This is a genomic window from Ruegeria sp. ANG-R, assembly GCF_000813985.1.
GTDB lineage: Bacteria > Pseudomonadota > Alphaproteobacteria > Rhodobacterales > Rhodobacteraceae > Ruegeria.
Genome location: NZ_JWLJ01000001.1, coordinates 775286 through 797370 on the forward strand (window position 1 = coordinate 775286; position 22085 = coordinate 797370).

The following is a 22085-nucleotide window of genomic DNA, read 5'->3' on the forward strand; positions in this document are numbered from 1 at the left end:
AGTTGCTTGAAGTGGGCGCTCTGTTGACACAGCAACTGATCCGAACGCAAACGTCACCGCAGCGACAAATCCCATTCTCGGTAGAGATGATGCAAGTCCTTTGAGGTATAACACATCACCATGGGTTTGCCCGTTTTGCGGACGATCTTCTCGTACCTGGCGGCTTTGTTGCGAGTCTTGATTATCCAATTGGTCATCTTCCAAGAGAGTTTGTCTTGGCTACCTTCGAGATGACCGGCGCGCACGCCGTTGTTTTTCAAAGTACGTTTCAGATATCTAACGTAACGCAGCCACACGTTCGAGTTGAGCAGGATGATACCGGATGCGCGATCAAGGCGTTGAGGCAAAAGACCAGAGTAATTTCCCTCCATAACCCAGCCTTCGTTCATGATTGCAGTATTATGCAGCCTTGCGAATTCCTCGTCAGGACGCTCAAGCCAATTGGTGTTTGGCATATGTCGCAATTGGTCCAGATGCACCGCTCGTAGCGAAAGCTTTTTGGCAATCGAAACGGCAAGCGTCGATTTGCCGGAATTCGATGGGCCAACGATGACAATGCGTTGCCCCAGCGCGGATAATGACTTCATTTTAGGCCTCTAAATTCGCTGTACAGCGCTGATCTACAGAAATTCTGTGGTAGTCTTTAATGCCTGCCCTACAGAGACCAAACGCTCTCAAATCGTTTGCAGTTTGAAAGGCGTGAAGCTTTGCTTGTTGCATCCAGCCGGTCTTAAATTGGTGTCAGAGCAACCCATCCCCGTGCGTGTTAAGTCGCCAGGTGTGGGCCATACCAATGCTGTTTACCGACCTCGCGCAAGCCTTTTCTTGTCCGCGCCTGTCTGGATGCAGGATCGCCAAGAGCCGTTTCGGTACGCGCCGGTGGTGAGGGTTTAGCCTTTTGTGCTGTCGGTTATCCCGGCCAAGACCTGCGCGATACCTTAGGCTGACGATGGTGGTGTTTCCACCGACATGCGCCAGAGTTTGATCGCGAGCTTGCGGGCGACAGCAACAATGGCCTTCTGCCCGATCCCATGCTTCGTGAAATGGTGGTTGTACGCAACATTAATGTTGTCGCGCCGGATCGATTCGAACTCGAAATCGACTTCGTCAATGATTGACGCCTTCTGGTCGATACCATCATTGGCTTTCACACGATCATGGATGTCGAGGTATTTCCTCTTGTAGTCCTCGAACCTTTGCGGATCGAGGGCGAGATCTTCTGAGGAGAACTCGGCGAGCGAGGTCAATACGTTCCGTGTGCTACAGGCGAAAGCCTTGTGCCATGGAAACCAGAGTACGTGCGCCTTTCAGTTGAGATTCTGTGCTGCCTGAGAGGGCAATTCCGCATAAGATGCGTCATAGAAATAAGTCAGCCATATTGACGATCCATCGAAGAGTATATCGGAAACCCCCTGCGAATGAGACCCGGCGCTCAGCGGATGAATGGCCCCATCAGTTTCAACGCGCAAAAGCCTCGCATTCGGATACTCTTCGTGACCCCGATAACCTCCGACAACAACCGTACCGTTGATGATTTCAACGGATTCCAAGTTGCCGAAACCGTTTGAGACAATCACTGCAGTATCCCCGCTGTGAGAATGCGGAACCCAATACAAAGCGCTATCCCAGGCGTCGTCACTGCCCCACGACACCGCGTAAATTCCTGTCTCTGCAATTGCAAAGCGGGCGAGCCCACTGATACGCAAATCGTCAAGGTAATGTTGGATTTGTCCTGTTTGGGGTGCGATCGAGAGGAATGCGCCTCGCCCAAAATCACTCACGAGAAGGGTGTTCTCGTCGAGAGCTTCGATATCGTAGAGAAAAACGCCGTCCTCATCGAGAGCCTGCCGCCAGTTTACTGTGCCATCCGATGCGGTAGAGATGATCTCATTGCCGTCCACAATCACAATCTGGTTGCCAGAACGCACTATTCCTGTCGGGTTACGCAGGCCTTGCTCATCCGAGAGTTTGATTTCTTCGGTCGCGCCGTCAGGAGTGAGCTTGTATAGCCCGCCATTAGTGGCGTCCGAGCCGAACTCTTCATCTGGCCCACCCGGTCCAATCGATACGGCATAAACATCGTTTCCCATCGGCAAAACCGCTTCGGTAAAGGGCGGCAGCTCCTGTTCGGCGACAGCAGGGAAGGCCGCGGTGCAAGCGACCAATAACGAAAGAACTTTCATCTCAAATAACTCTCCTGTTTTATTACGCATTGATGATGCCGCCCATTTTTCCGGCGATGATAGCGCCGGGGCAGCCGCAACGAACCAATCGGTCTGCATCAGATGCTTCGACCGAAGGCCAGAAAATGTGGAGCCAGCGCGTTGACGGCGGCGTCAATGATCAGCGGGTCTTCATAAAACTGAAGCTGGTTGGCGCCGTCGATCCAATGCAATGTCTTCTGCTCTGACGCGATTGCTTCAAAAATGCGGCGGGGAATGTCCTGACCGCTTGCAGCTTTATCGCCATGGATCATCAATACAGGCAGGCTCAGTTGTGGGGCCGTTTCGTCGATCCGCCAGCCCCAAATGCCAGCTTCGCTCATGGCGGTAATGCGGTTTTCCCACCCGCCTTTGAAAGTTAGCCAAGGGGCCCTGTTGTCCCAGGGCAGGTACCAGTCTGCGATGGCCGTTGCTGTCAGAAGGGCATCCTCAGAGCCGACGATTGGGATATAGCTTGCTTCCCCCGTTTTTTTGAAATCGGCGGCTGCTGCCGTCGCGCGCTCCGTGCGCGCTTCAACCTCGGCGTCACTGCCGAGATACATTCTGGCGGTTTCCGCGGTCAGATAATGACCCGCGACAACCCCAAGAGACGCCACGCGATCATCTGTCACTGCTGTTTCAATCGCCCAGTTGACGCCCTGGCAAATCCCGAGAAGATGAAGCCGATTTGCATCGATGCCTTCCTGAGCGGCGAGAAATCCGAGGGCGGCTTGGCAGTCCTCAACCTTGGCTTCGCCAGACTCGTAGCGTCGGGGGGTGCCTGAGCTTTCTCCGTGATAGCGCGGGTCGAATATCAGAACGGCCAGCCCGCGCGATGCCAGGCGGGTTGCATATTGCACCGGCGATTGTTCCTTGACGAACGCGACAGGCCCTATGATCACAACTGCCGGGTGAGGTCCTTCCGAAGCAGGTCTCAACAGCCTTCCGACAAGAGTTTCCCCAGAGCTGTCAAATGACACCGTCTGGACAACGTAGGAGCCAAGTGCCGATTGATTTGCGTCTGCGGATGACGCTGCGACGCTGGGCCGGGCAGCAAAAACTCCGCTCATGGATGAAACAATCGCGATTGAGTTGAATTGGCGTCGTGAAATCATTGCTACCGTCCTTTTGTATTCAGTTTGATGGGCTCCGCACCCAAAAGATCATGGACAGAACGCCTGATCGGGGGCGCCCGGTTGGGCTTCGCTTGTCAGTTAGCTCGCATTCAGCATAATTGGGATAACGAAAATAGTATGGTGGACATGCAGAAAATGAATGATGGTCTAGCTTCGCTGGATATGCGGACCCTACGGTTCCTGCAGTTCCTGCTTCGAACAAGCAGCGTGACACGCTCGGCGCTACATCTGGGGATCAGCCAGCCCGCCGCCAGTCGCATCCTCGCCCGGATACGCGACCTTATTGGAGACCCGGTGCTGATCCGAACGCAGTCGGGATACAAGTTAACGGATCATGCTCTGGGCCTGAAGGAACCGGTCGATGCCGCGCTGTTGGCGATAGCTGACGTCTTCAGGCCATCCACCTTCGATCCGTTACAGTCCAGCCATTGCTATCGCATCGCCTCGACAGACTACGGCGTCGCGGCTGTCCTGGGACCCATGATGGAAGTCTTCGCCGTTACCGCACCAGCCTTACGGTTCGATGTCTCGCCACTGGTACCCCAAAGCTTTAGCGAACTGGAAAAGGGAGCAATTGATCTGTTGCTATACGCGGATTTGGACACCAAGGACGATTTGCTCATTCAGAAGCTATTTGATGAAACCTACGAAGTCCTTTTCCGACAAGGCCATCCGCTTGAGGAACACGCAGCATCAAATCGGGCCCTTACTCCGCAGGACGTGTCGCCGTACCGGTCAATCGAGTTCAATTTTCCGGGCACCACGGGTTTGAAACCGGATACGATCATGCGGCAAGACGGAGACGGTTCGAATGCCGTATTCCAGCAGCCCTACTTCACCACACTGCCAATCCTGGTAGGGCAGACAGATGCGGTTGCAGCTGTCCCCAAGCGGCTGGCAAAGCAAGTCCGGAAATTGACCTCTCTTTGTTCAGCTCCGTTTCAGCCGAGTTGCGGTTTCCCTTATTACTTGGTTCGCCACGAGCGTAGCCGCTTCAATCCAGCGGTCAATTGGTTGAGAGCACGAGCACAGGAGATCACAAAATCCGATTGATCAAGTGTTCGAGCTTTAGTGATGGTCTGAACGCGAGACTTTCGAATTACAGTGAAGCCATTCAAATCACCAGCCGCTCTTGGGTCCTAACGAATCCACAATCCCGCTATGGCTGTTTTAGTGAGTTGAGCTACAACAACGATCGTTACTGTTACATTTCTGCTCAGGGCCGTGCTCCTGATCATCGTCTACTTTCCAGCTTTGCGATTGCAGCGAACGGCAACTTTCTGGACGCTGCATCGCAGCGGAAACTCGATTGAAGGATGTCCCCTTTGGGCCGAATTTGACGCGAGTACTACGCATCAAGAACGTCCGGCCTTACCGGCAATGCGCGCCCGTTCGTCTTGGCGCTTGGTGGGCGCTTGCGGCGATCGCTTGGGGCAGGATTCCTGGGTGTGATGTGAAGATTCCGTGCGCTCCAGGAAATATCTCCGGTCTAGGCTGCGAGGATTTCTCCGATACCATATCCGCCATCGTAGGCGATGCGGATTACGATGAAGTTGTGAAGTCGCGCCGCTCGGTCTCGATACGGATTCTCCGGATGCTTTGGATCGATCACCCCAAGGAGCCGTGAACGGTTCGCTTCAATCGGGCCGAGCCGTGGGGGTGACTGATCATCGTCGATTTCCGAAACCTGTGCCTTGATTAACCCTGTGATTTCTCCCGCCTTGAGGTGCTTGTGCTCATTCATCAGCCATTGGATGTAACCAAATGCATCCAGGAGATACTGTCTTGTCGTTTGCCCGGCGTTCACACACTTGGGCGGCAGAGAGCTTTTCCTCAGCAACTCCGAGTTCCGAAAACCCGTGACGTTCGTTTCTTTGGTTGTTCGGGTATTTTCTGGAATCTCCAGATAGCGACGGAGGCTGGTAATGCGGATGTGATCGAAGTCTTCGTGGCTCTGAACGCAAATTCAATTCGTCTGCCAAATTCGCTCATTGACCATTTTTCGACCTTGCGAATGGTTCTGAGAATGTTCTGTTGAGTGTTGAACCTACGGCCAGCTCCACGAACCATCGTCAAATTGTAAACCAACGGTGCGACGAGAGGCACGCCGTTGGAGTCCAGGAGCATTGGTAAAGGCAAGCCGGATCCGAGCTTGATGGTCTGGATTCTCAGCCTCATAATTTACGTTTTCAAATGGTCAGTCATAATTTGGCAAGCTTAGGGCAATAAAAAGGGCTGGCAAGCGCCAGCCCTCTGTTTTGATTTGCAAAAACGATAAGAGTTTACATTATCGACATGGTCAACGTCAGAAAGGAATCTCGTCGTCATCGATTCCGCCCGAAGCCGGTGCAGGTGCGCTGGACGGTCCGCCATACGGGTCGCCGTAGCCGCCCCCGGCCTGACCGCCACCATAGCCACCACCTCCACCACCGCCGCCTTCGCCGCGGGCATCGAGCATCACCAGAGTCGAGCCGAATCCCTGCAGGACCACCTCGGTCGAATAGCGATCCTGACCCGACTGATCCTGCCATTTGCGGGTCTGCAGTTGCCCCTCGACGTAGATTTTCGATCCTTTGCGCAGGTATTGCTCGGCTACGCGTACGAGACCTTCGTTGAAGATGGCGACCGAGTGCCATTCCGTCCGTTCGCGGCGCTCGCCTGTATTGCGGTCTTTCCAGGTTTCCGAGGTGGCAATGCGCAGGTTGCACACCTTGCCCCCGTTCTGAAAAGTCCGCACCTCAGGATCGCGGCCCAGATTGCCGACCAGAATGACCTTGTTGACTGAACCCGCCATATATTTCCTCGTTCTTCTCTGACTGGATTGCGCCCGAATCTGACGCTGTGTTCTGTTGCCGACCCTATACGGGCTGCGACTTGGTTAAAACATGATTGATGGGGCAACGCTTGCGCAGAAAATTTTAAGATTGCTTTTACCAAGCTTTCATTTGCGGCTGGTTGAACTATAATCCGTCTGGTTGTTGAGGGTGCAGGATTGGCTTCAATGCGTTTTCTGGTCGGTAGTATTTCCGTATTGGGGCTTTGCCTGTCGTCGTTTGCGACGCAGGCCGAAACGCTGTCCACCAAGAACCGCAAGGCGATTTTTCTAAAACAATCCAAGGTGCTGGATAACCGCGCTGCCAAGCAGTATCGGGATTCAGAGCGGCTTAAGCCCAAGACCGAGCGCGGTAAGTTCGTAAAACGCTATACCGGGAATTATCGGGGTCAGTATCTTGATCACGCCAGACAAGCCGCTCGAAAACACAACGTGCCGGAAGAGCTGTTTCTGCGTCTCGTACAGCAGGAAAGCGGCTGGAATCCACATGCCAAATCGCACAAAGGGGCATTGGGGCTGGCACAGTTGATGCCGCAGACGGCCAGATTGCTGGGCGTCAATCCGCATGATCCCATCCAGAATCTGGAAGGTGGCGCACGCTACCTGTCGTGGCAATATCGTAAGTTCAAATCCTGGCGTCTTGCCCTGGCGGCTTACAATGCAGGTCCCAAAGCGGTTGAGAAACACGGCGGCATCCCGCCCTACAAGGAAACCCAAAACTATGTGAAGGTGATCTGGGGCGGTTAGCATATCGTGTGCTGCGTCGCAGAGAGGCTGTTTCTTGATCAAGTGTCGAACACTGCCTTAGTCTGGGAAGGTAATCTCCAGACAGGCAAGCTTTGCGATGATTAAGGATCGACCGGTTATCCCACCTGACACAATGGCCAACTGGCAACGTCTGGTGGATCTCGTTTCTCAACTCGCTGACGTGCCTGCTACGTTGATCATGAAAACCGAAGCGCCCGACCATGCAGTGCTGATCACCTCGGACCATCCGGAAAATCCTTATCCTGTCGGGATGAACTTTCGGCTGAATCCCAAGCTCTATTGTCAGGGTGTCCTGGAACGTGATGGCGAATTCGTGGTCGAGGATGCAACCTGCGATCCGGTCTGGAACGATAATGAGGACATGGAACATGGCATGTCTTTTTACATCGGGTTTCCGCTGAAATGGCCCGATGGCTCCATATTCGGAACAATCTGCGTTCTGGATCGCCACCGCAATCGCCGCGCCCTTTTGTTCCGTGAAGGGCTGGCGCAGTTTGCGCGTATGGTCGAGTCGGATTTGGCTTTGATACAAGAGGTTTACCTGCGCCGCGCGCTGGAAGAGAAACTGAACGAAACGCTGGCTCAACTGGAACACCGAGTCGAGGCGCGGACGCGCGAGTTGCGGGAAACGAATACAGCGCTACGCGTGTTGCTGACCAGTCTGGACGATGACCGAAAGGATCGCGATCAGGACATCGTCGAACGGGTCCGCACGATGGTTTTGCCGTATCTGGATAAATTGCGCAGCCAGTTGACCGAAGGTGAGGCCTCGCAAGTTTATCTGGATCTGGCAGAGAGCAATCTGCGAGACATTACCTCGATGATTTCCGATAAATTGTCGGATGCGTTCTCGGTCATGACGCCGACGGAAATCGAAATCGCGCAGTTGGTCATGTCGGGAAAGACCACCAAAGATATCGCCCGGGCTATGTCACGTGAAACCTCTACAATCGATTTTCATCGCAACAATATTCGCCGGAAACTTGGCCTCGAAGGCCGGGATCAGAACCTGCGCAGTCATCTTTTATCAATTTCGTGACTATTGAATATGGGGTTTTCCCCCATATTTTCCCCCGATTTTTCTGATCTCAGCGGCCTGTATCGGCCTTGCTAAGCTGTACGGAAGGGCGCGGATCAACCGACGCCCGTCCAATCGGGAGGATTAGAATGGATCGCAAAGATCTGAAGCCGACAATTTTGAACGGGGAACGTGACGCATTGGCAAAAGGTCTATCGCGCCGGTCGTTCTTTATGGCAGCCGGCGCCGCGGGTGTTGGGGCAGGGGCCTCGTTATTGGGTAGCAAACCCGCCGCAGCGCAATCGCAAGCGTGGCTGCAGCCCGGTAACAACAACCACGTGATCGATTTGCAGGGTACGACCGGCCAGGCCAGTACGGGACCGGTCGGGATCGACTACTACGGACATTGCGCCATCAAGATCACCTCACCCAGCGGCGCGACGGTCCTGTTCGACCCGTGGAGGGATGATCCCTCGGGGGCCTGGGGATTGTGGTTCCGCAACGAGTTCCCCCAGATCCCGGTTGACATCACGATGTCCACCCATGCGCATTTCGATCATGATGCTATCGAGCGCCCCAGTTCAACAATGGTTCTGGACAGAATGGCGGGCAATTTCGAGTTTGCTGATCTCCGGATTACAGGCTTTGCGGATAAACACGCCTGTGTCGCGCCGGGATGGTACGATTGGACCAATGCGCTGGCTGAGTTCGGCGTAGAAGCCTGCCCGCCGAACAATGTCGGACACATGGATATGGTGGTTTACCTCGTGGAAACAGGGGGTATTCGTACATTGATCTGGGGCGACAACCGCCACAACCCGCCTCAGGAGTTCTGGGATGCCATCGGGCAGGTGGACGTGCTGACTCTGCCCGTCGATGGGTCGGAACACATCCTGAGCTTCGATCAGGCCAATGATATTGTCGCCAAGCTGAAGCCCAAGATCGTCATTCCGACACATTACCTCAATGAAGTGACTTCATACACTTTGACGACGTTGCAGGCCGCAGACGATTGGGTCAAAGGTCAGAAAAGTTACAAGATGCTCGACAGCGCTAGCCTAAAGCTGGAGGCCGGAGACGTTGCCGGTATGAATCAGGAGTTCATGCACTTTGGCAACAACGTTATGACCGGCTAATCGACGAACGCACAAGATTGCCACTCACCTTTGGCAAGCGCCGCAACTCTAGCCCTCCCCCCAGCACTGCGGCGCAAATAGCGAAGGGCCGGTCATGGACCGGCCCTTTCTTTTCTATGAATGAACCATACGTTCACTCGGCTGCGATTTTGATAACGGGCTCCATCCGGGCCAGAATATCTTCGGCGAGGTGGCATTTGACCTGATGGCCGTCCGCAAGTGTCTGCACCGGAGGTACATGAGATTCGCATCTGCCATCCGGCACTTCGGATTTCCAACGGCATCGCGTCTGGAACGGGCAGCCGGGCGGCGGGTTCATGGCCGAGGGGATATCGCCTTCAAGTACGATGTGCTGCTTTTCGATTGAGGTGTCTGCGATCGGAACCGCACTCAACAGCGCTTCTGTATAAGGGTGATACGGTGGCGCAAAGACTTGATCGGTGGTGCCCAATTCGACCACATGACCCAAGTACATCACCATGACCCGGTCGCTGAGATAGCGCACAATGGACAAATCGTGACTGATGAACAGCAGCGTGGTTTTCTGCTCGCGCTGGATTTCCATCAGCAGGTCGGTCACCGCAGCCTGAACCGAGACGTCCAGCGCCGAGACAGGCTCATCCGCGACCACGATCCGCGCATCCCCGGCAAAGGCACGCGCGATCCCGACACGCTGTTTCTGGCCACCCGACAGTTGCCGCGGCATTCGATCAGCGAATGCGCGGGGCAGTTTCACCAGATCCAGCAGTTCCAGCATACGTTTCTTACGCTCGGCTTCCGAATTGCCGACACCAAAGATTTCCAGCGCCCGAATGATCTGCCGACCGACGGTCATCGACGGATTCAGCGTGTCGAATGGATTCTGGAACACCATCTGAACCTCACCCACGGTCTTCGCATCCCGCTCTTCGATAGGCACCTGTTCGATGTTGCGATTGTCCAGCAAAATTTGCCCGTCGGTTGCAGTTTCCAGGCCCATCAGCACTTTGGCGAAGGTTGATTTGCCGCAGCCGGATTCACCCACAATGGCAAGGGTTTCTGATTCATGAGCCTCAAAACTCAGTGTTTCGTTAGCTTTCACAACCTTCGTCTCGCCGCCGCCGAAGAGGGCATTCGCCGCAACCTCATAGTACTTCTTGAGGTTGTCCATCTTCAGGACGGTCCGGCCAATCTCGGCCTTCTCTTTCTGTTCACCGACCGTGATCGGTACGTTCCAGTCGATCTCCTGGAATTTCAGACAGCGTGTATGATGCCGGTCATTTCCCGGCACCGCCTCCATCAGGATTTCCTTGGCGTCGCAGCGACCTTCCTCGAAATAGTCGCAACGCGGGCCAAAGTTGCATCCCGGCGGGCGTTCATGAGGCAGTGGAAAGTTTCCCGGAATGGCCACCAGCGGGCGCGAGTTCTTATCGGCCCCCGGCAACGGGATCGAACGAAACAGCGCCTGGGTATACGGGTGCTGCATTTCGTCGAACACGTCATGAATCGAGCCGCGCTCGACCGCTTCGCCCGAATACATCACGCAAAGTCGGTCGCAGGTTTCCAATACCAGACCAAGGTTATGCGAGATGAACAGCATTGAGGTGCCGTATTTCTTGCCCAGATCCTTGACCAGTTCCACAACGGCCGCCTCAACGGTCACGTCCAGAGCGGTCGTCGGCTCATCCAAAATCAGCAGGGCGGGCTTCGACATCAGCGCCATCGCGATCACGATCCGCTGCTGCTGACCACCGGACAGCTGATGCGGGAACGAATTCAGCATCCGCTCGGGGTCAGGCAGGCGCACATCCGTGACCACTTCCAAAGCTCGGGCATAGGCTTCTTCAGCACCAACGCCCTCATGGATCATCGGCACTTCCATCAACTGTTTGCCGATCTTCATTGCCGGGTTCAGAGACGCCATCGGCTCCTGATAAATCATCGCGATCTCGTTGCCACGAATATCGCGCAGTTCTTCGGTGGTCATCTCGCCCAGATCACGACCTTTGAACTTGATCGAACCGCCGACAATGCGCCCGTTCTTGCCAAGGTCCTGCATCACACCCAAAGCCACGGTCGATTTGCCGCAACCGGATTCACCTACCAGCCCTACAGCCTCTCCCGGCTGAACGCTGACCGAGAAATCCATGACGGCCGGAATCTCCCGCAGCCGGGTAAAAAACGAAATCGAAAGCTTGTCGATCTCCAGAATGGGCCCGTCATAATCCGCCAGTTTATTCATCTTGTTTACTCCTCGCGAGAGTCCGGGGTATCCCCTTCATCTGGCTAAAAATACTCTGGGGGTCCGGGGGCAAAGCCCCCGGCCTCGATCACAATCAGTCCTTCAGACTTTCTTCGCGCAGACCGTCCGCCAGCAGGTTCAACCCTAGAACCAGCGACAACAGGGCCAGCGCGGGCGGCAGGGCGGGGTGCAGATAGATCGACAGCAGCTTGCGCCCTTCGTTGATCGTCGAACCCCAGTCCGGGCTCTCCGGCGGCAGACCCAGCCCGAAGAAACCCAAGGTCCCCAGCAGGATGGTGGTGTATCCGATGCGCAGACAGAAATCGACGATCAGCGGGCCACGCGCGTTGGGCAGAATTTCCCACAGCATGATATACCAGGGGCCCTCGCCACGGGTCTGTGCTGCAGCCACGTAGTCGCGGGTTTTGATGTCCAATGCCAACCCGCGAACGATGCGGAACACCGTGGGCGAGTTCACGAAGACCACCGATACGAAGACCACCAGTATTCCGCCCGGGATATCGAACAGGTCGAGATAGGTTGGCAGCCCCCAGATTCTGTAACTGTCGGTGTTGATGATGTAGCCTCCGGTCGAAATCAGCGACAGATAGAGCCACAGCGCCACGCCCAGAACCCCGATCAGCAGCGGTGTGCGGAAATTCGGCCGCGTATAGTACCGCGAGTTCAGCAAAACGCCGAGGAAGATGATCGGGAACACGAACAGGATCGCCGCCATGTAGTTCGGAACACCGGTTGCAACGATCTCGGGCGTCACCAGCAGGTAGAACAGCAGGATAACGGGGAAGGCCAGGATCAGGTTTGCCAGGAACGACAGGAGCGTATCCAGACGACCGCCATAGTATCCGGCGGGCAGACCCAGTGTGATGCCGACCATGAAGGCGAACATCGTGGCCAGCGGAGCAATTTGCACCACGATCCAGGCGCCTTTGACCATGCGGCTAAAGACGTCGCGCGCCAGGTTGTCACCCCCCAGAAGATACCATGCGTATTGACCCTCTTCGAGGTTGGCAACGGGCGTGCCCGGCACCTTGTTCTTCATCCCTGAGATCTGTGCGAGCGGGTCCTGAGTGACGATCAGGTCCATCGCACCGAAGATCCCCGTGAACACCCAGAACATGACAAGGCCAAAGCCGATCATGCCGATGGGGCTGTCGAACAGCTTGCCATACAGGCCAAGCTTGCGTTTGAACGCGATCGACATCGCATAGAGGATGATCAGCGAAAGCCATACCGGCAGGAACTGCTGGGAAATGGCCCCGACGATGCCGGCACTGGTGCCCATCAGGACGCCGAGGACGATGTAGGCAACTGAGATGGCCACGCTTGCCAGAAAGCTGTAGCGCAACGCGGCTTGTATCAGGTTTCGCAGGCCCGAGCTTGAGGTGAGCGTGCCGTCCGGATTCACTGTCATCTGATCCTCGGGCAGCACGACACTGGCCAGCATCCAGACAATGATGGACAAGACCACCAGCCCAAGCGCCAGTGCGAGCAGTGGATTCAGGAAGGCGATAGAGCCGGTCCAGGTAAGTGGTTCCATGAGCTAACCCTCCCTTATGAAATGCGAATGCGCGGGTTGAGGTAAACATAGCCGATATCCGATATCAGCTGCGTCACCAGCACCACAAAGACCGACACGACCGAAATCGCCAGCAACAGCTGGATGTCATTGTTGCCTGCCGCCTGAACCAGCGCCCAGCCAAAGCCTTTGTAATTGAACAGGGTCTCAACGATCACGACGCCATTCAGCAGCCACGGAAACTGCAGCATGATGACGGTGAACGGCGCGATCAACGCGTTGCGTAGCGCGTGTTTCATGACAATGTTCGGAAAGGACACGCCTTTAAGGCGCGCGGTGCGGATGTATTGTGCCGTCATCACCTCGGTCATCGAGGCACGGGTCATCCGGGCGATATACCCCATGCCATACAAAGCGATCGTCAGGACCGGTAAGAAGAAATTCTCGAAGGTCGGGTTCTCCATCGCTTGCGTAGCGGTCCCTTTGAACCACTTCAAACCGACAGCGGACGATGTGAAGATCGCGATGAAGATAACGCCCGAGACATATTCGGGTGTTGCGGTTGTGGTGATCGCAAAGGTCGACAGTGTCCGGTCGGTGGCCGAGCCTTCTTTCATGCCAGCCAGAACGCCGAGGATCAGTGCCGACGGGATCATAAGCAGCATGACCCACAGCATCAGCCGACCGGTCAGGTGCAGGCGGGTTCCTACGACGGTGGACACTTCTTCTTTGAAGACGGTCGAATATCCCCAATAGCCTTGCAGGATGCCGCAGAACCTGGGAGATTCTTCGGCGGTTGCGCCGGGTAGAATACATCTGCCCTGAACGGTTCCATCCTCATTCGTATGTCGGTAAGACGGCAGAACACCCAGCCATTCACCATATTTTATGGGCGTGGATTGGAGATAGCCGTTTTTCTCCAGATAGCTCTCGACCTGCTCATCCGACATCCGGAAATTGCCCTGCGTTTTCGCAAGCTTCTCGAGGTTCGGGTAGAGGTTGGTCAGAAAGAAAACCAGAAAGGTCAGACATAATGCAGTCAAAAGCATGATGCCAACGCGCTTTAAAATGAAAAGTCCCATATTAGCCCCTGTTGGTCGGCCAGCGCGAATTTATTATGGCTTCACGCTTCGCTGTTATTATGGTCGCCGCATTCAGGACGAAAAGGCCGCGCCGTAGCGGCGCGGCCCTGGTATCTTTGGCTCAGGAGATGATGCCAAATTTATAAAGCTGCGGCAGGTCCGCGATATGCTTTCCAACACCAACCAGATTGTCGCGGTGATGGCGCATCGCTGTCCGCCAGTAAGGTTGGATGATAACACCTTCGTCGATCATGATCGCCTGAAGCTTCGCCATAACTTCGCGACGCTTGTCGACATCGGCAATCGAGTTTGCCTGAGCAAGAAGCGTGTCGAACTCTTCATTCGCAAAGCCGGATTCGTTCCACGGAACGCCCGATTTATAGGCCAGCGCCAGAACCTGTGTGCCAAGCGGGCGGTGGTTCCAGTTGGTCGAGGAATAGGGATACTTGGTCCAGTCATTCCAGAAGGTCGAGCCGGGAAGGACGGTATGCTTTGCCTTGATGCCAGCGTCATTGAGCTGCGCGACCACGGCGGCCGTGGTATTGCGGCGCCAGTCGTCGTCGATCGACTGCACTTCATGCTCGAAGTCGGCCATGCCCGCTTCTTCCATAAGTGCTTTGGCTTTGGCCGGATCATATGGAATACGCTTCACATTCGGATCGTAGGCCGGATGCATAGGTCCAACGTGGCAGTTTTCGGCAGGGGTGCCGTAACCGGACATGCCCAATTCCAGGCAAACCTCGTTGTCGACCGCCATGGCCAGAGCCTGACGGACCCGCTTGTCGCCATAGATCTTGTTGCCGTTGGCGTCTTCGGCCAGCTGATTGGGGCGGATGACGATGGTGAAACCCGATGGCAGCTCGGACCGGATCAGGCCAATGCTGTCGAAAATGTCGATAAATTCGCCAACCGATTCCCAGTTCATGTCGATCTCTTCGGCCTCATAGGCGGCCAGAACGGCGGCGGGGTCGGTGCCATAGTCGATGAACTCGATGCGGTCGATGTAGCCGCCTTTGCCGGCATCGTATCCCCACCAGTCGAAGCCGTCATTGCGCACAAGAACGCCTTTTACGCCGACTTCGTGGCTCTCCGGGATCATAAAGCCGGTGCCAACCGGGTTCGAGAGCATATCATTTGCATCAAAGCTGCTGTGTACGATCGCGGCGGGATAGTCCGCCATGCCCGGAATGATGGTGATGTCCGGTGCGTTACATTTCAGCTTGACGGTATGGCTGTCGACGACCGTGATCGCGCCGTCCGCAGCCTGTTGCGTGTCTGCGTCGATCAGCGATGCCATGCGCGATGCCATCGAGTTGCCCTCGAGCGTCGAATCGCACCAGCCCGCGATATTGCGTGCAACATCATCGGCGGTGAAGTCGTCACCATTGTTCCACTTGACGCCCTTGCGGACGTTCAGAGTGTATTCGGTCGCGTCGTCGTTGGTTTCCCAGCTTTCCAACAGCATCGGGTTGAATGACCCGTCGTTGTTGTACTCGACGAGATATTCCAGCCAGCCTGCGGTGAAGGTGGCGATCTGCGTCCAGTCATAGGTACGCGGATCTTTCAGGGCACGCACTTCCATCTGATAACGAATGGTGCCGCCTTGCTGTGGTTCTTGCGCGGCCGCCGGTGATTGCAGCCCGATCATGCCGTAGGCCGCAGGAACGGCGACGCCGAGCGCAGTAACGCGTGCCAGAAATTCGCGGCGGTTCAGATTGCCTTCGCGATATTCCTGAGCATGCATCTCTGCCGCCCAATGCATCGACTTTCCATTGATTGTCTGGTTTTCCATAGATGTCTCCCTGTGACACTAAATTTTTAGAGTTCGTGTTTCTGGTTGATAAGACGGGGCACTACAGCGACCGTTTCATGTCGGTCGGTAGGGCCGAGGGCTTGGTGTTAGAGCTTATGAACATCCCCATGGTCGCATTCCGCACCAGTTTTTTCCCTGCGTCAATGTTGGAAATCGTCATAGATAGCACAAAAACGACATCCTGCAGGAAAGTGAGTGTCGTCGGGTTTCATTCTGAAACAATATGGACCGCAGCAATGGGCAATGCCCCGAGAACAGTGTTTCCTCTTCGTGGTTTTATATAACAGTTTGTTTTTTTAAATGTTTTAGTGGGTCATCTGTCTGCGGCGCTCAGGATGCAGCGTCTATATGGTGCCAGGACTTCATGCGAGCGCGAAACCATGTCCGCTGGCGCTTGGCAAACTGACGTGTCGCTATTGTCGCCCGTTCGCGCGCCTCATCCAGTGTCATTCGACCTTCAAGGCATGTCATCAGTTCTGGCACTCCGATTGCCTTAAAGGCCGGCAAAGACGGGTCGTATAGGTCGCGCATGGCTGCAACCTCGTCCATTGCCCCCTGGCGCAGCATCTGATCGAACCTGCGATTGATACGATCCAGCAGCCAGTCTTTTCCGGCGTCGAATACAATCGGAACCGTGTTCCGAATATCCAGAATAGGGGCGGGTGTTTCGGCCTGCCAATCCGCCAGCGTGCGCCCGGTCGCGCTCAGAACCTCCCAGGCGCGCTGTACCCGGGCACGATTCTGGGTGTCGATCCTGTGCAGGGTCTGGGCGTCTAAACCCTCGATCAATTCCTGCAACGGCAGCATGTCCGCTTTCGCCCGGATGTCCGGAGGTGTCGGCGGAATATCCGCCATCCCTTCGGTCAACGAGGTGAAATATAGCCCCGTTCCCCCTACGATAATGGGGCGCTGGTTTTGCGACAGAAGGGGCGTGATATCGCGCAGCCAGTGACCGGTCGAATAGGTCTGATCATATGCTATGTGGCCATACAGGCGGTGCGGCGTGCGGGCTTCCTCTTCGCGCGACGGGCGGGCCGAGATGATGCGCCAGCAGTCATAAACCTGACTTGCGTCAGCGTTGACGATCACGCCTCCGCAGCGCTCGGCAATCAAAAGCGCAAGCGCCGATTTTCCCGAGGCCGTCGGCCCCGCGATGAGGACAGGTTTGTCGTCTGGAATCGGCGGCAGTTGCTCCCAAAGCCGGTTCGCTGAGTTATCGGCCATCGCTGGTTGCCTTATTCCTGACTATCCGCATTGAACCTGCGGAGGTTTTGCTTCATTTTGCGCCGGAAAATAACCCCGTGCCAGCCCGGAGCGCAATATGAGCCTTTCCCCATCCGACGAGACCACAGAAACCCCAAAAACAACGTATAACCGTGTCATGCTGAAGATTTCGGGCGAGGCGCTGATGGGGGATCAGGGATTCGGCCTGCATCCGCCCACCGTTCAGCGCATCGCGCAAGAGGTGAAATCGGTCCATGATCTGGGTGTCGAGATTTGTATGGTCATCGGTGGCGGCAATATCTTCCGCGGGCTGTCAGGTTCTGCTCAGGGGATGGAGCGGACGACAGCCGACTACATGGGTATGCTTGCGACCGTCATGAATGCGCTGGCGATGCAATCTGCGCTCGAAGCGGTCGGGGTCTTCACGCGTGTGATCTCGGCTATTCGGATGGATGAGGTGTGCGAGCCATACATCCGCCGCCGCGCCGTGCGTCACCTCGAGAAAAAGCGGGTCTGCATTTTTGCGGCCGGAACCGGAAACCCTTATTTTACCACCGACACCGCTGCCACGCTGCGGGCGAATGAAATGGCGTGTCAGGCTATCTTCATGGGCAAGAACGGGGTGGATGGCATTTACGACAAAGATCCCAAAGCGCACGCTGACGCAGTTCGCTATGACAACGTCTCGTATGACGATGTGCTGACCAAACGTCTGCGGGTGATGGACGCGTCCGCCATTGCGTTGGCGCGCGACAACAATCTGCCGCTGATCGTATTCGGTCTGGATGAGCCGGGCGGGTTCCGGGGTATTCTGGCAGGTGAAGGCACCTATACCAAGGTGCAGGGGTAGGACCTGAATTTGTGATGCGAGGCCGGGTGTAACAGCCCGGCTTTTTTCTTGGCCGGGTTTCAAAAAGCGCCATCAACGCAGTGACTTGACCCAGCGATCTTCATCTGGCTATCTGACCCTGTCCGTCGGTGGCAGAGCGCCTTCCGAGGGACTGCCGTCGACCCATATCCGATTCAGGGACCTGCGGCTGGGCTGGAAGACCTGCCTTGTTTTTGGTGTTGTCCGGATCATGCGAGGGGAAACCTCCGGAGCGTGGCGCATGAATAGGGAGAGACGTGCGATGAGCACCCTTGATATCGATTTCGTTCGGGCGCAGTTCCCGGCTTTTGCTGAACCCAGCCTTCAGGGGCGGGCCTTTTTCGAGAACGCAGGCGGGTCCTATACCTGCAAGCCTGTGCTCGATCGGTTGAACCGGTTTTATACGCAGCGGAAGGTTCAGCCCTATGCGCCTTACGACGCCAGTCGTTTGGGTGGCGAAGAAATGGATGAGGCCCGCGCGCGTCTGGCCGCGCTTATGGGGGTTGATACGGATGAACTGAGCTTTGGCCCCTCGACGACGCAGAATACCTATGTTCTCGCGCAGGCCTTCCGTCAGTGGATGCAGCCGGGTGATGCAATCATCGTCACCAATCAGGATCACGAGGCCAATTCCGGGCCATGGCGGCGATTGGCCGATGACGGGATCGAAATTCGGGAATGGCAGATTGATCCGGAGAGCGGGTCCCTGAACCCGCAGGATCTGGAAAACCTGCTGGACGAGAATGTGCGGCTGGTCTGCTTCCCGCATTGCTCAAATGTCGTCGGCGAAATCAACCCGGTCACTGAAATCACCGCAATCGCGCACGCCGCGGGCGCTTTTGTCTGTGTCGACGGGGTATCATACGCGCCGCACGGGCTTCCCAATGTCGGCGATCTGGGGCCGGACATCTATCTGTTTTCGGCCTACAAGACCTATGGTCCACACCAGGGGTGTATGGTCATCAGGCGCGCATTGGGTGAGTTGCTTCCCAACCAGGCCCACTATTTCAACGGGGGAACGCTTTACAAGCGGTTCACTCCCGCCGGACCTGATCATGCGCAGATCGCAGCCAGTGCGGGTATGGCAGATTATTTGGAACTGCTTTGCGACCATCATGACGGGCCTGAAACAGGCGCTCCCGAGCGTGGCGCATTTGTCCATGATCTGATGCGCAAACACGAGATTGCGTTGCTGCAACCCCTGCTGGACGCGGTCAAAGACCGGAACGCGCTGCGTCTGATCGGTCCGTCTGACGCCAGCCGGCGTGCTCCGACTGTTGCACTGGCCCTGAACGCAAAGGCCGAGCCCGTTGCGGCTGAGCTCTCCAAATACGGTATCATGGCCGGAGGGGGCGATTTCTACGCGCATCGCCCGTTGCAGGCGATGGGGGTCGATCCAGATCAGGGCGTTCTGCGTCTCAGCTTTACGCACTACACAAGCCGACAGGAAATTGATCAGCTTTTGGAGGCGCTTGACCGCGTTTTGTGATCCGGTTTCCGCGTCGCTTCGTAGTTCGAAGAAAACAAGAGGCGGATATGGAACCCAATCGATCTCCGATCATTTTGTGGTTCAGGCGCGATTTGCGGCTGAGCGATCACCCGGCTCTCGGCGCGGCTTCGCGGACGGGCCGTCCCATAGTGCCCGTGTTCATACTGGATGATCAGGTTCAGGCACTGGGCGCGGCGCCGAAATGGCGCCTTGGCTTGGGTCTTGAGGCGTTCGCTCAAAGGCTTGAACAGATTGGCAGCAGGTTGATCCTGCGTAAGGGCGCAGCACTGGACGTGCTTGGTGACTTGGTGAAGGAAACCGGCGCCGTTGCCGTGTTCTGGTCGCGGGCTTACGATCCCGAAGCGATCGGCAGGGACAAGAAGATCAAGGCGACATTACAGGGCCAGGGTATCAATGCCCGGTCATTTGCAGGTCACCTTCTGTTCGAGCCATGGATGATCGCCACCAAAGCGGGGCAACCGTTTCGTGTGTTCACTCCGATGTGGCGATCGGTACAAGGGCGCGAGGTTCCGCCGCCCGAGCCAGCCCATACGCGTCTTGTACCGCCGGAAACCTGGCCCGTATCCGATCGTCTGACCGACTGGGGCCTGGATCGGGGGATGGGGTGCGGGGCCTGCGTGGTTCGCCCGTTTGTTCGCCCCGGAGAAGCCGCAGCGCTGGATCAGCTGGACACATTTCTGCAGCGCATCGACCGATATCCCGCGCAACGGGACAGGCTTGACGATGCCGGAACCTCGGATCTTTCGGAATACCTGTCGCTGGGCGAGATCGGACCGCGGGCGATCTGGCACAGGGTGCAAAACGCGGATCGGACGGGCGTGTCCGGCGGAGAGGCTTTTTTGCGTCAGCTTGTATGGCGCGAGTTCGCCTATCACCTGATGTACCACTGGCCGCATCTTCTGACGGATAACTGGAAGCCCGAATGGGATACGTTCCCCTGGAACACCGATCCCGACGCGCCAGACGCACGGGCCTGGCGGCAAGCGAGAACCGGTATTCCGGTCGTTGATGCCGGATTGAGGCAAATGTACGTGACCGGACGAATGCACAACCGGGCACGGATGATTGTCGCGAGCTACCTGACGAAACACCTGATGACGCATTGGAAAGTCGGCGCTGACTGGTTTGCCGAGTGCCTCATCGATTGGGACCCGGCCGCAAATGCCATGGGCTGGCAATGGGTGGCGGGATCGGGACCTGACGCCGCCCCTTATTTCCGCATCTTCAATCCACAGACCCAACGTGAGCGGTTTGATCCGAATTCGGACTATCTCCACCGCTGGGTTGCCGAAGGTCAGGCTGCCCCTTCGGCCACTGCACTAAGCTATTTTGATGCCGTTCCGCGATCATGGACGCTGTCCCATAAAGACGCGTACCCCCAGCCCGTGGTGGGATTGAAAGAAGGTCGCGCACGCGCACTGCACCTTTATGAAAGCAGAAAAGAGCCGGTAAGGAACTGAAAACTTGCCATAAACCGAATCCCGGCCTAGCTTTATCGCGCAACCGCAGAGGGGAGAGCGGATGTTCCTGACGAGCACCGATGGGCAGGAAAACCTGCCGAGATATTTTGCACAAGTCTTCAAGATGTTGAATCGGATGGAGCGCGGCCGACTTGACATCGCGCTGCCGGATGGCCGCGTTTTCCGCGCCGACGCGCCCAAGCCGGGACCAGTGGCGCATGTGGACATCCATGACCCCGACGTCTTTTCCCGGCTGGTGCGGGAAGGCGAGCTTGGATTTTCGGACGGGTATCTGGAGGGTGATTGGAGTACCCCCGATTTGCGCAGTTTCATGGACCTCGTGCATTTGGGGACTGAAACGGTCTACGATGATTTCACGGGACAGTTTCTTGTCCGCGCCTATGAAAGGCTGAGGTTCTGGCTGCACCGCAACAATCGCACTCAAGCCAAGAAGAACATCTCGTATCACTATGATCTTGGTAATGATTTCTATGGTCTGTGGCTGGATGACACGATGACTTACTCCAGCGCCATTTTCGAAACCGGTCAGGAAAGCCTCGAGAATGCGCAGACGGCAAAATATGCCAGTCTGGTGGATGAAATGGGGGCCAAACCGGGGGACCATATCCTTGAGATCGGGTGTGGCTGGGGCGGGTTTGCCGAATATGCCGCCAAAGAGCGCGGGCTGCGCGTGACAGGTTTGACGATCAGTCAGGAGCAGTTGAATTTTGCCAAAGAGCGTATTGAAAAAGCAGGACTTTCTGATCTTGTAGAGTTCAAGCTGCAGGACTACCGCGACGAGCGGGGGCAATATGATGGAATTGCCTCGATCGAGATGTTCGAGGCGGTGGGTCAGAAATACTGGCCCGCGTATTTCAATACCGTACGTGATCGGTTGAAGCCTGGCGCTCATGCGACGTTGCAGATCATAACGGTGGCGGATCATCGTTGGGATATTTATAAGAACGGCGTTGATTTCATTCAGAAATATATATTTCCCGGCGGTATGCTGCCCGCTCCGACAATCCTGAAAGATCAGATTGCTCAGGCGGGATTGACAGTCGTGCGATCAAAGGAGTTCGGCAAAAGCTACGATCTGACATTGCGCCGCTGGTACGAGACCTTCAATGCCAAGTGGGATCAGATATCCGAACTGGGTTTCGATGAGCGTTTTCGCCGCATGTGGAATTATTATTTGACCGCATGTGGCGCAGCCTTTGACACCGGTAATTGTGATGTGACACAGATCACAATAGCTAAACCCAGTTGAAGAACGGA

Annotated in this window: 19 protein-coding genes; 8 read left to right on the forward strand and 11 right to left on the reverse strand. The window is 56.0% G+C overall.

Features of this window, described 5'->3' with window-relative positions; genetic code table 11:
• Nucleotides 1–53: 53 nt before the first annotated feature.
• The 4 genes from RA27_RS03860 to RA27_RS03875 form a co-directional block, all read right to left on the reverse strand.
• On the reverse strand, nucleotides 54–587 hold the full coding sequence (locus tag RA27_RS03860; protein WP_039535140.1) for an ATPase AAA: 534 nt from the start codon (nucleotides 585–587) through the stop codon (nucleotides 54–56).
• Between the two features lie 351 nt (nucleotides 588–938).
• Nucleotides 939–1247 carry a hypothetical protein gene (locus tag RA27_RS03865; protein ID WP_039535141.1) on the reverse strand — a complete coding sequence of 103 codons (309 nt, stop codon included), beginning with the start codon at nucleotides 1245–1247 and terminating at the stop codon, nucleotides 939–941.
• 60 nt (nucleotides 1248–1307) lie between these two features.
• Nucleotides 1308–2282: a hypothetical protein gene (locus RA27_RS03870; RefSeq protein WP_039535142.1), complete on the reverse strand. Its 975-nt coding sequence runs from the start codon at nucleotides 2280–2282 to the stop codon at nucleotides 1308–1310.
• Nucleotides 2282–3061 carry an alpha/beta hydrolase gene (locus tag RA27_RS03875; protein ID WP_193746464.1) on the reverse strand — a complete coding sequence of 260 codons (780 nt, stop codon included), beginning with the start codon at nucleotides 3059–3061 and terminating at the stop codon, nucleotides 2282–2284. The genes RA27_RS03870 and RA27_RS03875 overlap by 1 nt, the downstream gene beginning before the upstream one ends.
• 411 nt (nucleotides 3062–3472) lie before the next feature.
• Between RA27_RS03875 and RA27_RS03880 the strand changes: the two genes are divergently transcribed.
• Entirely contained in the window at nucleotides 3473–4390 is a 918-nt protein-coding gene (locus RA27_RS03880; protein WP_206539981.1) for a LysR family transcriptional regulator, read from the forward strand.
• Between the two features lie 436 nt (nucleotides 4391–4826).
• Here the strand turns inward: RA27_RS03880 and RA27_RS03885 are convergent, their stop codons facing one another.
• The gene (locus tag RA27_RS03885) at nucleotides 4827–5177 is read right to left on the reverse strand and encodes a hypothetical protein (RefSeq protein ID WP_152610641.1); all 351 of its coding nucleotides are present in this window, start codon (nucleotides 5175–5177) and stop codon (nucleotides 4827–4829) included.
• Nucleotides 5178–5642: 465 nt separating this feature from the next.
• Nucleotides 5643–6131, reverse strand: a complete 489-nt coding sequence (ssb, locus tag RA27_RS03895; RefSeq protein WP_039535151.1) for a single-stranded DNA-binding protein — start codon at nucleotides 6129–6131, stop codon at nucleotides 5643–5645.
• Nucleotides 6132–6338: 207 nt separating this feature from the next.
• Between ssb and RA27_RS03900 the strand changes: the two genes are divergently transcribed.
• The 3 genes from RA27_RS03900 (at nucleotide 6339) to RA27_RS03910 (ending at nucleotide 9092) form a co-directional block, all read left to right on the forward strand.
• A complete protein-coding gene (locus RA27_RS03900) occupies nucleotides 6339–6917 on the forward strand; it encodes a lytic transglycosylase domain-containing protein (RefSeq protein WP_039535153.1) in 579 nt (192 codons plus the stop codon).
• 97 nt (nucleotides 6918–7014) lie between these two features.
• The gene (locus RA27_RS03905) at nucleotides 7015–7977 is read left to right on the forward strand and encodes a LuxR C-terminal-related transcriptional regulator (protein WP_039535155.1); all 963 of its coding nucleotides are present in this window, start codon (nucleotides 7015–7017) and stop codon (nucleotides 7975–7977) included.
• Between the two features lie 128 nt (nucleotides 7978–8105).
• Nucleotides 8106–9092 (forward strand): MBL fold metallo-hydrolase, encoded by a 987-nt coding sequence (locus tag RA27_RS03910; protein WP_039535157.1) that lies wholly within the window; start codon nucleotides 8106–8108, stop codon nucleotides 9090–9092.
• Between the two features lie 133 nt (nucleotides 9093–9225).
• Here the strand turns inward: RA27_RS03910 and RA27_RS03915 are convergent, their stop codons facing one another.
• From RA27_RS03915 to miaA, 5 genes are all read right to left on the reverse strand, one after another.
• A complete protein-coding gene (locus RA27_RS03915; RefSeq protein WP_039535159.1) occupies nucleotides 9226–11313 on the reverse strand; it encodes an ABC transporter ATP-binding protein in 2088 nt (695 codons plus the stop codon).
• Between the two features lie 94 nt (nucleotides 11314–11407).
• Complete coding sequence (locus RA27_RS03920; protein ID WP_039535161.1) at nucleotides 11408–12871, reverse strand: ABC transporter permease; 1464 nt, start codon at nucleotides 12869–12871, stop codon at nucleotides 11408–11410.
• Nucleotides 12872–12885: 14 nt separating this feature from the next.
• On the reverse strand, nucleotides 12886–13932 hold the full coding sequence (locus RA27_RS03925; protein ID WP_039535163.1) for an ABC transporter permease: 1047 nt from the start codon (nucleotides 13930–13932) through the stop codon (nucleotides 12886–12888).
• Between the two features lie 121 nt (nucleotides 13933–14053).
• Complete coding sequence (locus RA27_RS03930; RefSeq protein WP_039535165.1) at nucleotides 14054–15724, reverse strand: ABC transporter substrate-binding protein; 1671 nt, start codon at nucleotides 15722–15724, stop codon at nucleotides 14054–14056.
• 351 nt (nucleotides 15725–16075) lie between these two features.
• The gene (gene miaA / locus RA27_RS03935; RefSeq protein ID WP_039535168.1) at nucleotides 16076–16969 is read right to left on the reverse strand and encodes a tRNA (adenosine(37)-N6)-dimethylallyltransferase MiaA; all 894 of its coding nucleotides are present in this window, start codon (nucleotides 16967–16969) and stop codon (nucleotides 16076–16078) included.
• A 97-nt stretch (nucleotides 16970–17066) separates the two neighbouring features.
• Between miaA and pyrH the strand changes: the two genes are divergently transcribed.
• The 4 genes from pyrH (at nucleotide 17067) to RA27_RS03955 (ending at nucleotide 22077) form a co-directional block, all read left to right on the forward strand.
• Nucleotides 17067–17819, forward strand: coding sequence for a UMP kinase (pyrH, locus tag RA27_RS03940; RefSeq protein ID WP_039535170.1), 753 nt, complete (start codon nucleotides 17067–17069; stop codon nucleotides 17817–17819).
• 280 nt (nucleotides 17820–18099) lie between these two features.
• Nucleotides 18100–19326 carry an aminotransferase class V-fold PLP-dependent enzyme gene (locus tag RA27_RS03945; RefSeq protein ID WP_039535172.1) on the forward strand — a complete coding sequence of 409 codons (1227 nt, stop codon included), beginning with the start codon at nucleotides 18100–18102 and terminating at the stop codon, nucleotides 19324–19326.
• A 47-nt stretch (nucleotides 19327–19373) separates the two neighbouring features.
• On the forward strand, nucleotides 19374–20807 hold the full coding sequence (locus tag RA27_RS03950; RefSeq protein ID WP_039535174.1) for a deoxyribodipyrimidine photo-lyase: 1434 nt from the start codon (nucleotides 19374–19376) through the stop codon (nucleotides 20805–20807).
• Nucleotides 20808–20868: 61 nt separating this feature from the next.
• Nucleotides 20869–22077, forward strand: coding sequence for a cyclopropane-fatty-acyl-phospholipid synthase family protein (locus RA27_RS03955; RefSeq protein ID WP_039535176.1), 1209 nt, complete (start codon nucleotides 20869–20871; stop codon nucleotides 22075–22077).
• Nucleotides 22078–22085 lie beyond the last annotated feature (8 nt).

Coding starts and splice junctions, on each gene's coding strand:
- RA27_RS03920 (WP_039535161.1), bottom strand. CDS start 12,871: ATGGAACCACTTACCTGGACCGGCTCTATCGCCTTCCTGAATCCACTG.
- RA27_RS03930 (WP_039535165.1), bottom strand. CDS start 15,724: ATGGAAAACCAGACAATCAATGGAAAGTCGATGCATTGGGCGGCAGAG.
- RA27_RS03870 (WP_039535142.1), bottom strand. CDS start 2,282: ATGCAGACCGATTGGTTCGTTGCGGCTGCCCCGGCGCTATCATCGCCG.
- RA27_RS03950 (WP_039535174.1), top strand. CDS start 19,374: ATGGAACCCAATCGATCTCCGATCATTTTGTGGTTCAGGCGCGATTTG.
- RA27_RS03880 (WP_206539981.1), top strand. CDS start 3,473: ATGAATGATGGTCTAGCTTCGCTGGATATGCGGACCCTACGGTTCCTG.
- RA27_RS03925 (WP_039535163.1), bottom strand. CDS start 13,932: ATGGGACTTTTCATTTTAAAGCGCGTTGGCATCATGCTTTTGACTGCA.
- RA27_RS03860 (WP_039535140.1), bottom strand. CDS start 587: ATGAAGTCATTATCCGCGCTGGGGCAACGCATTGTCATCGTTGGCCCA.
- ssb (WP_039535151.1), bottom strand. CDS start 6,131: ATGGCGGGTTCAGTCAACAAGGTCATTCTGGTCGGCAATCTGGGCCGC.
- RA27_RS03955 (WP_039535176.1), top strand. CDS start 20,869: ATGTTCCTGACGAGCACCGATGGGCAGGAAAACCTGCCGAGATATTTT.
- RA27_RS03905 (WP_039535155.1), top strand. CDS start 7,015: ATGATTAAGGATCGACCGGTTATCCCACCTGACACAATGGCCAACTGG.
- pyrH (WP_039535170.1), top strand. CDS start 17,067: ATGAGCCTTTCCCCATCCGACGAGACCACAGAAACCCCAAAAACAACG.
- miaA (WP_039535168.1), bottom strand. CDS start 16,969: ATGGCCGATAACTCAGCGAACCGGCTTTGGGAGCAACTGCCGCCGATT.
- RA27_RS03915 (WP_039535159.1), bottom strand. CDS start 11,313: ATGAATAAACTGGCGGATTATGACGGGCCCATTCTGGAGATCGACAAG.
- RA27_RS03910 (WP_039535157.1), top strand. CDS start 8,106: ATGGATCGCAAAGATCTGAAGCCGACAATTTTGAACGGGGAACGTGAC.
- RA27_RS03900 (WP_039535153.1), top strand. CDS start 6,339: ATGCGTTTTCTGGTCGGTAGTATTTCCGTATTGGGGCTTTGCCTGTCG.
- RA27_RS03945 (WP_039535172.1), top strand. CDS start 18,100: ATGAGCACCCTTGATATCGATTTCGTTCGGGCGCAGTTCCCGGCTTTT.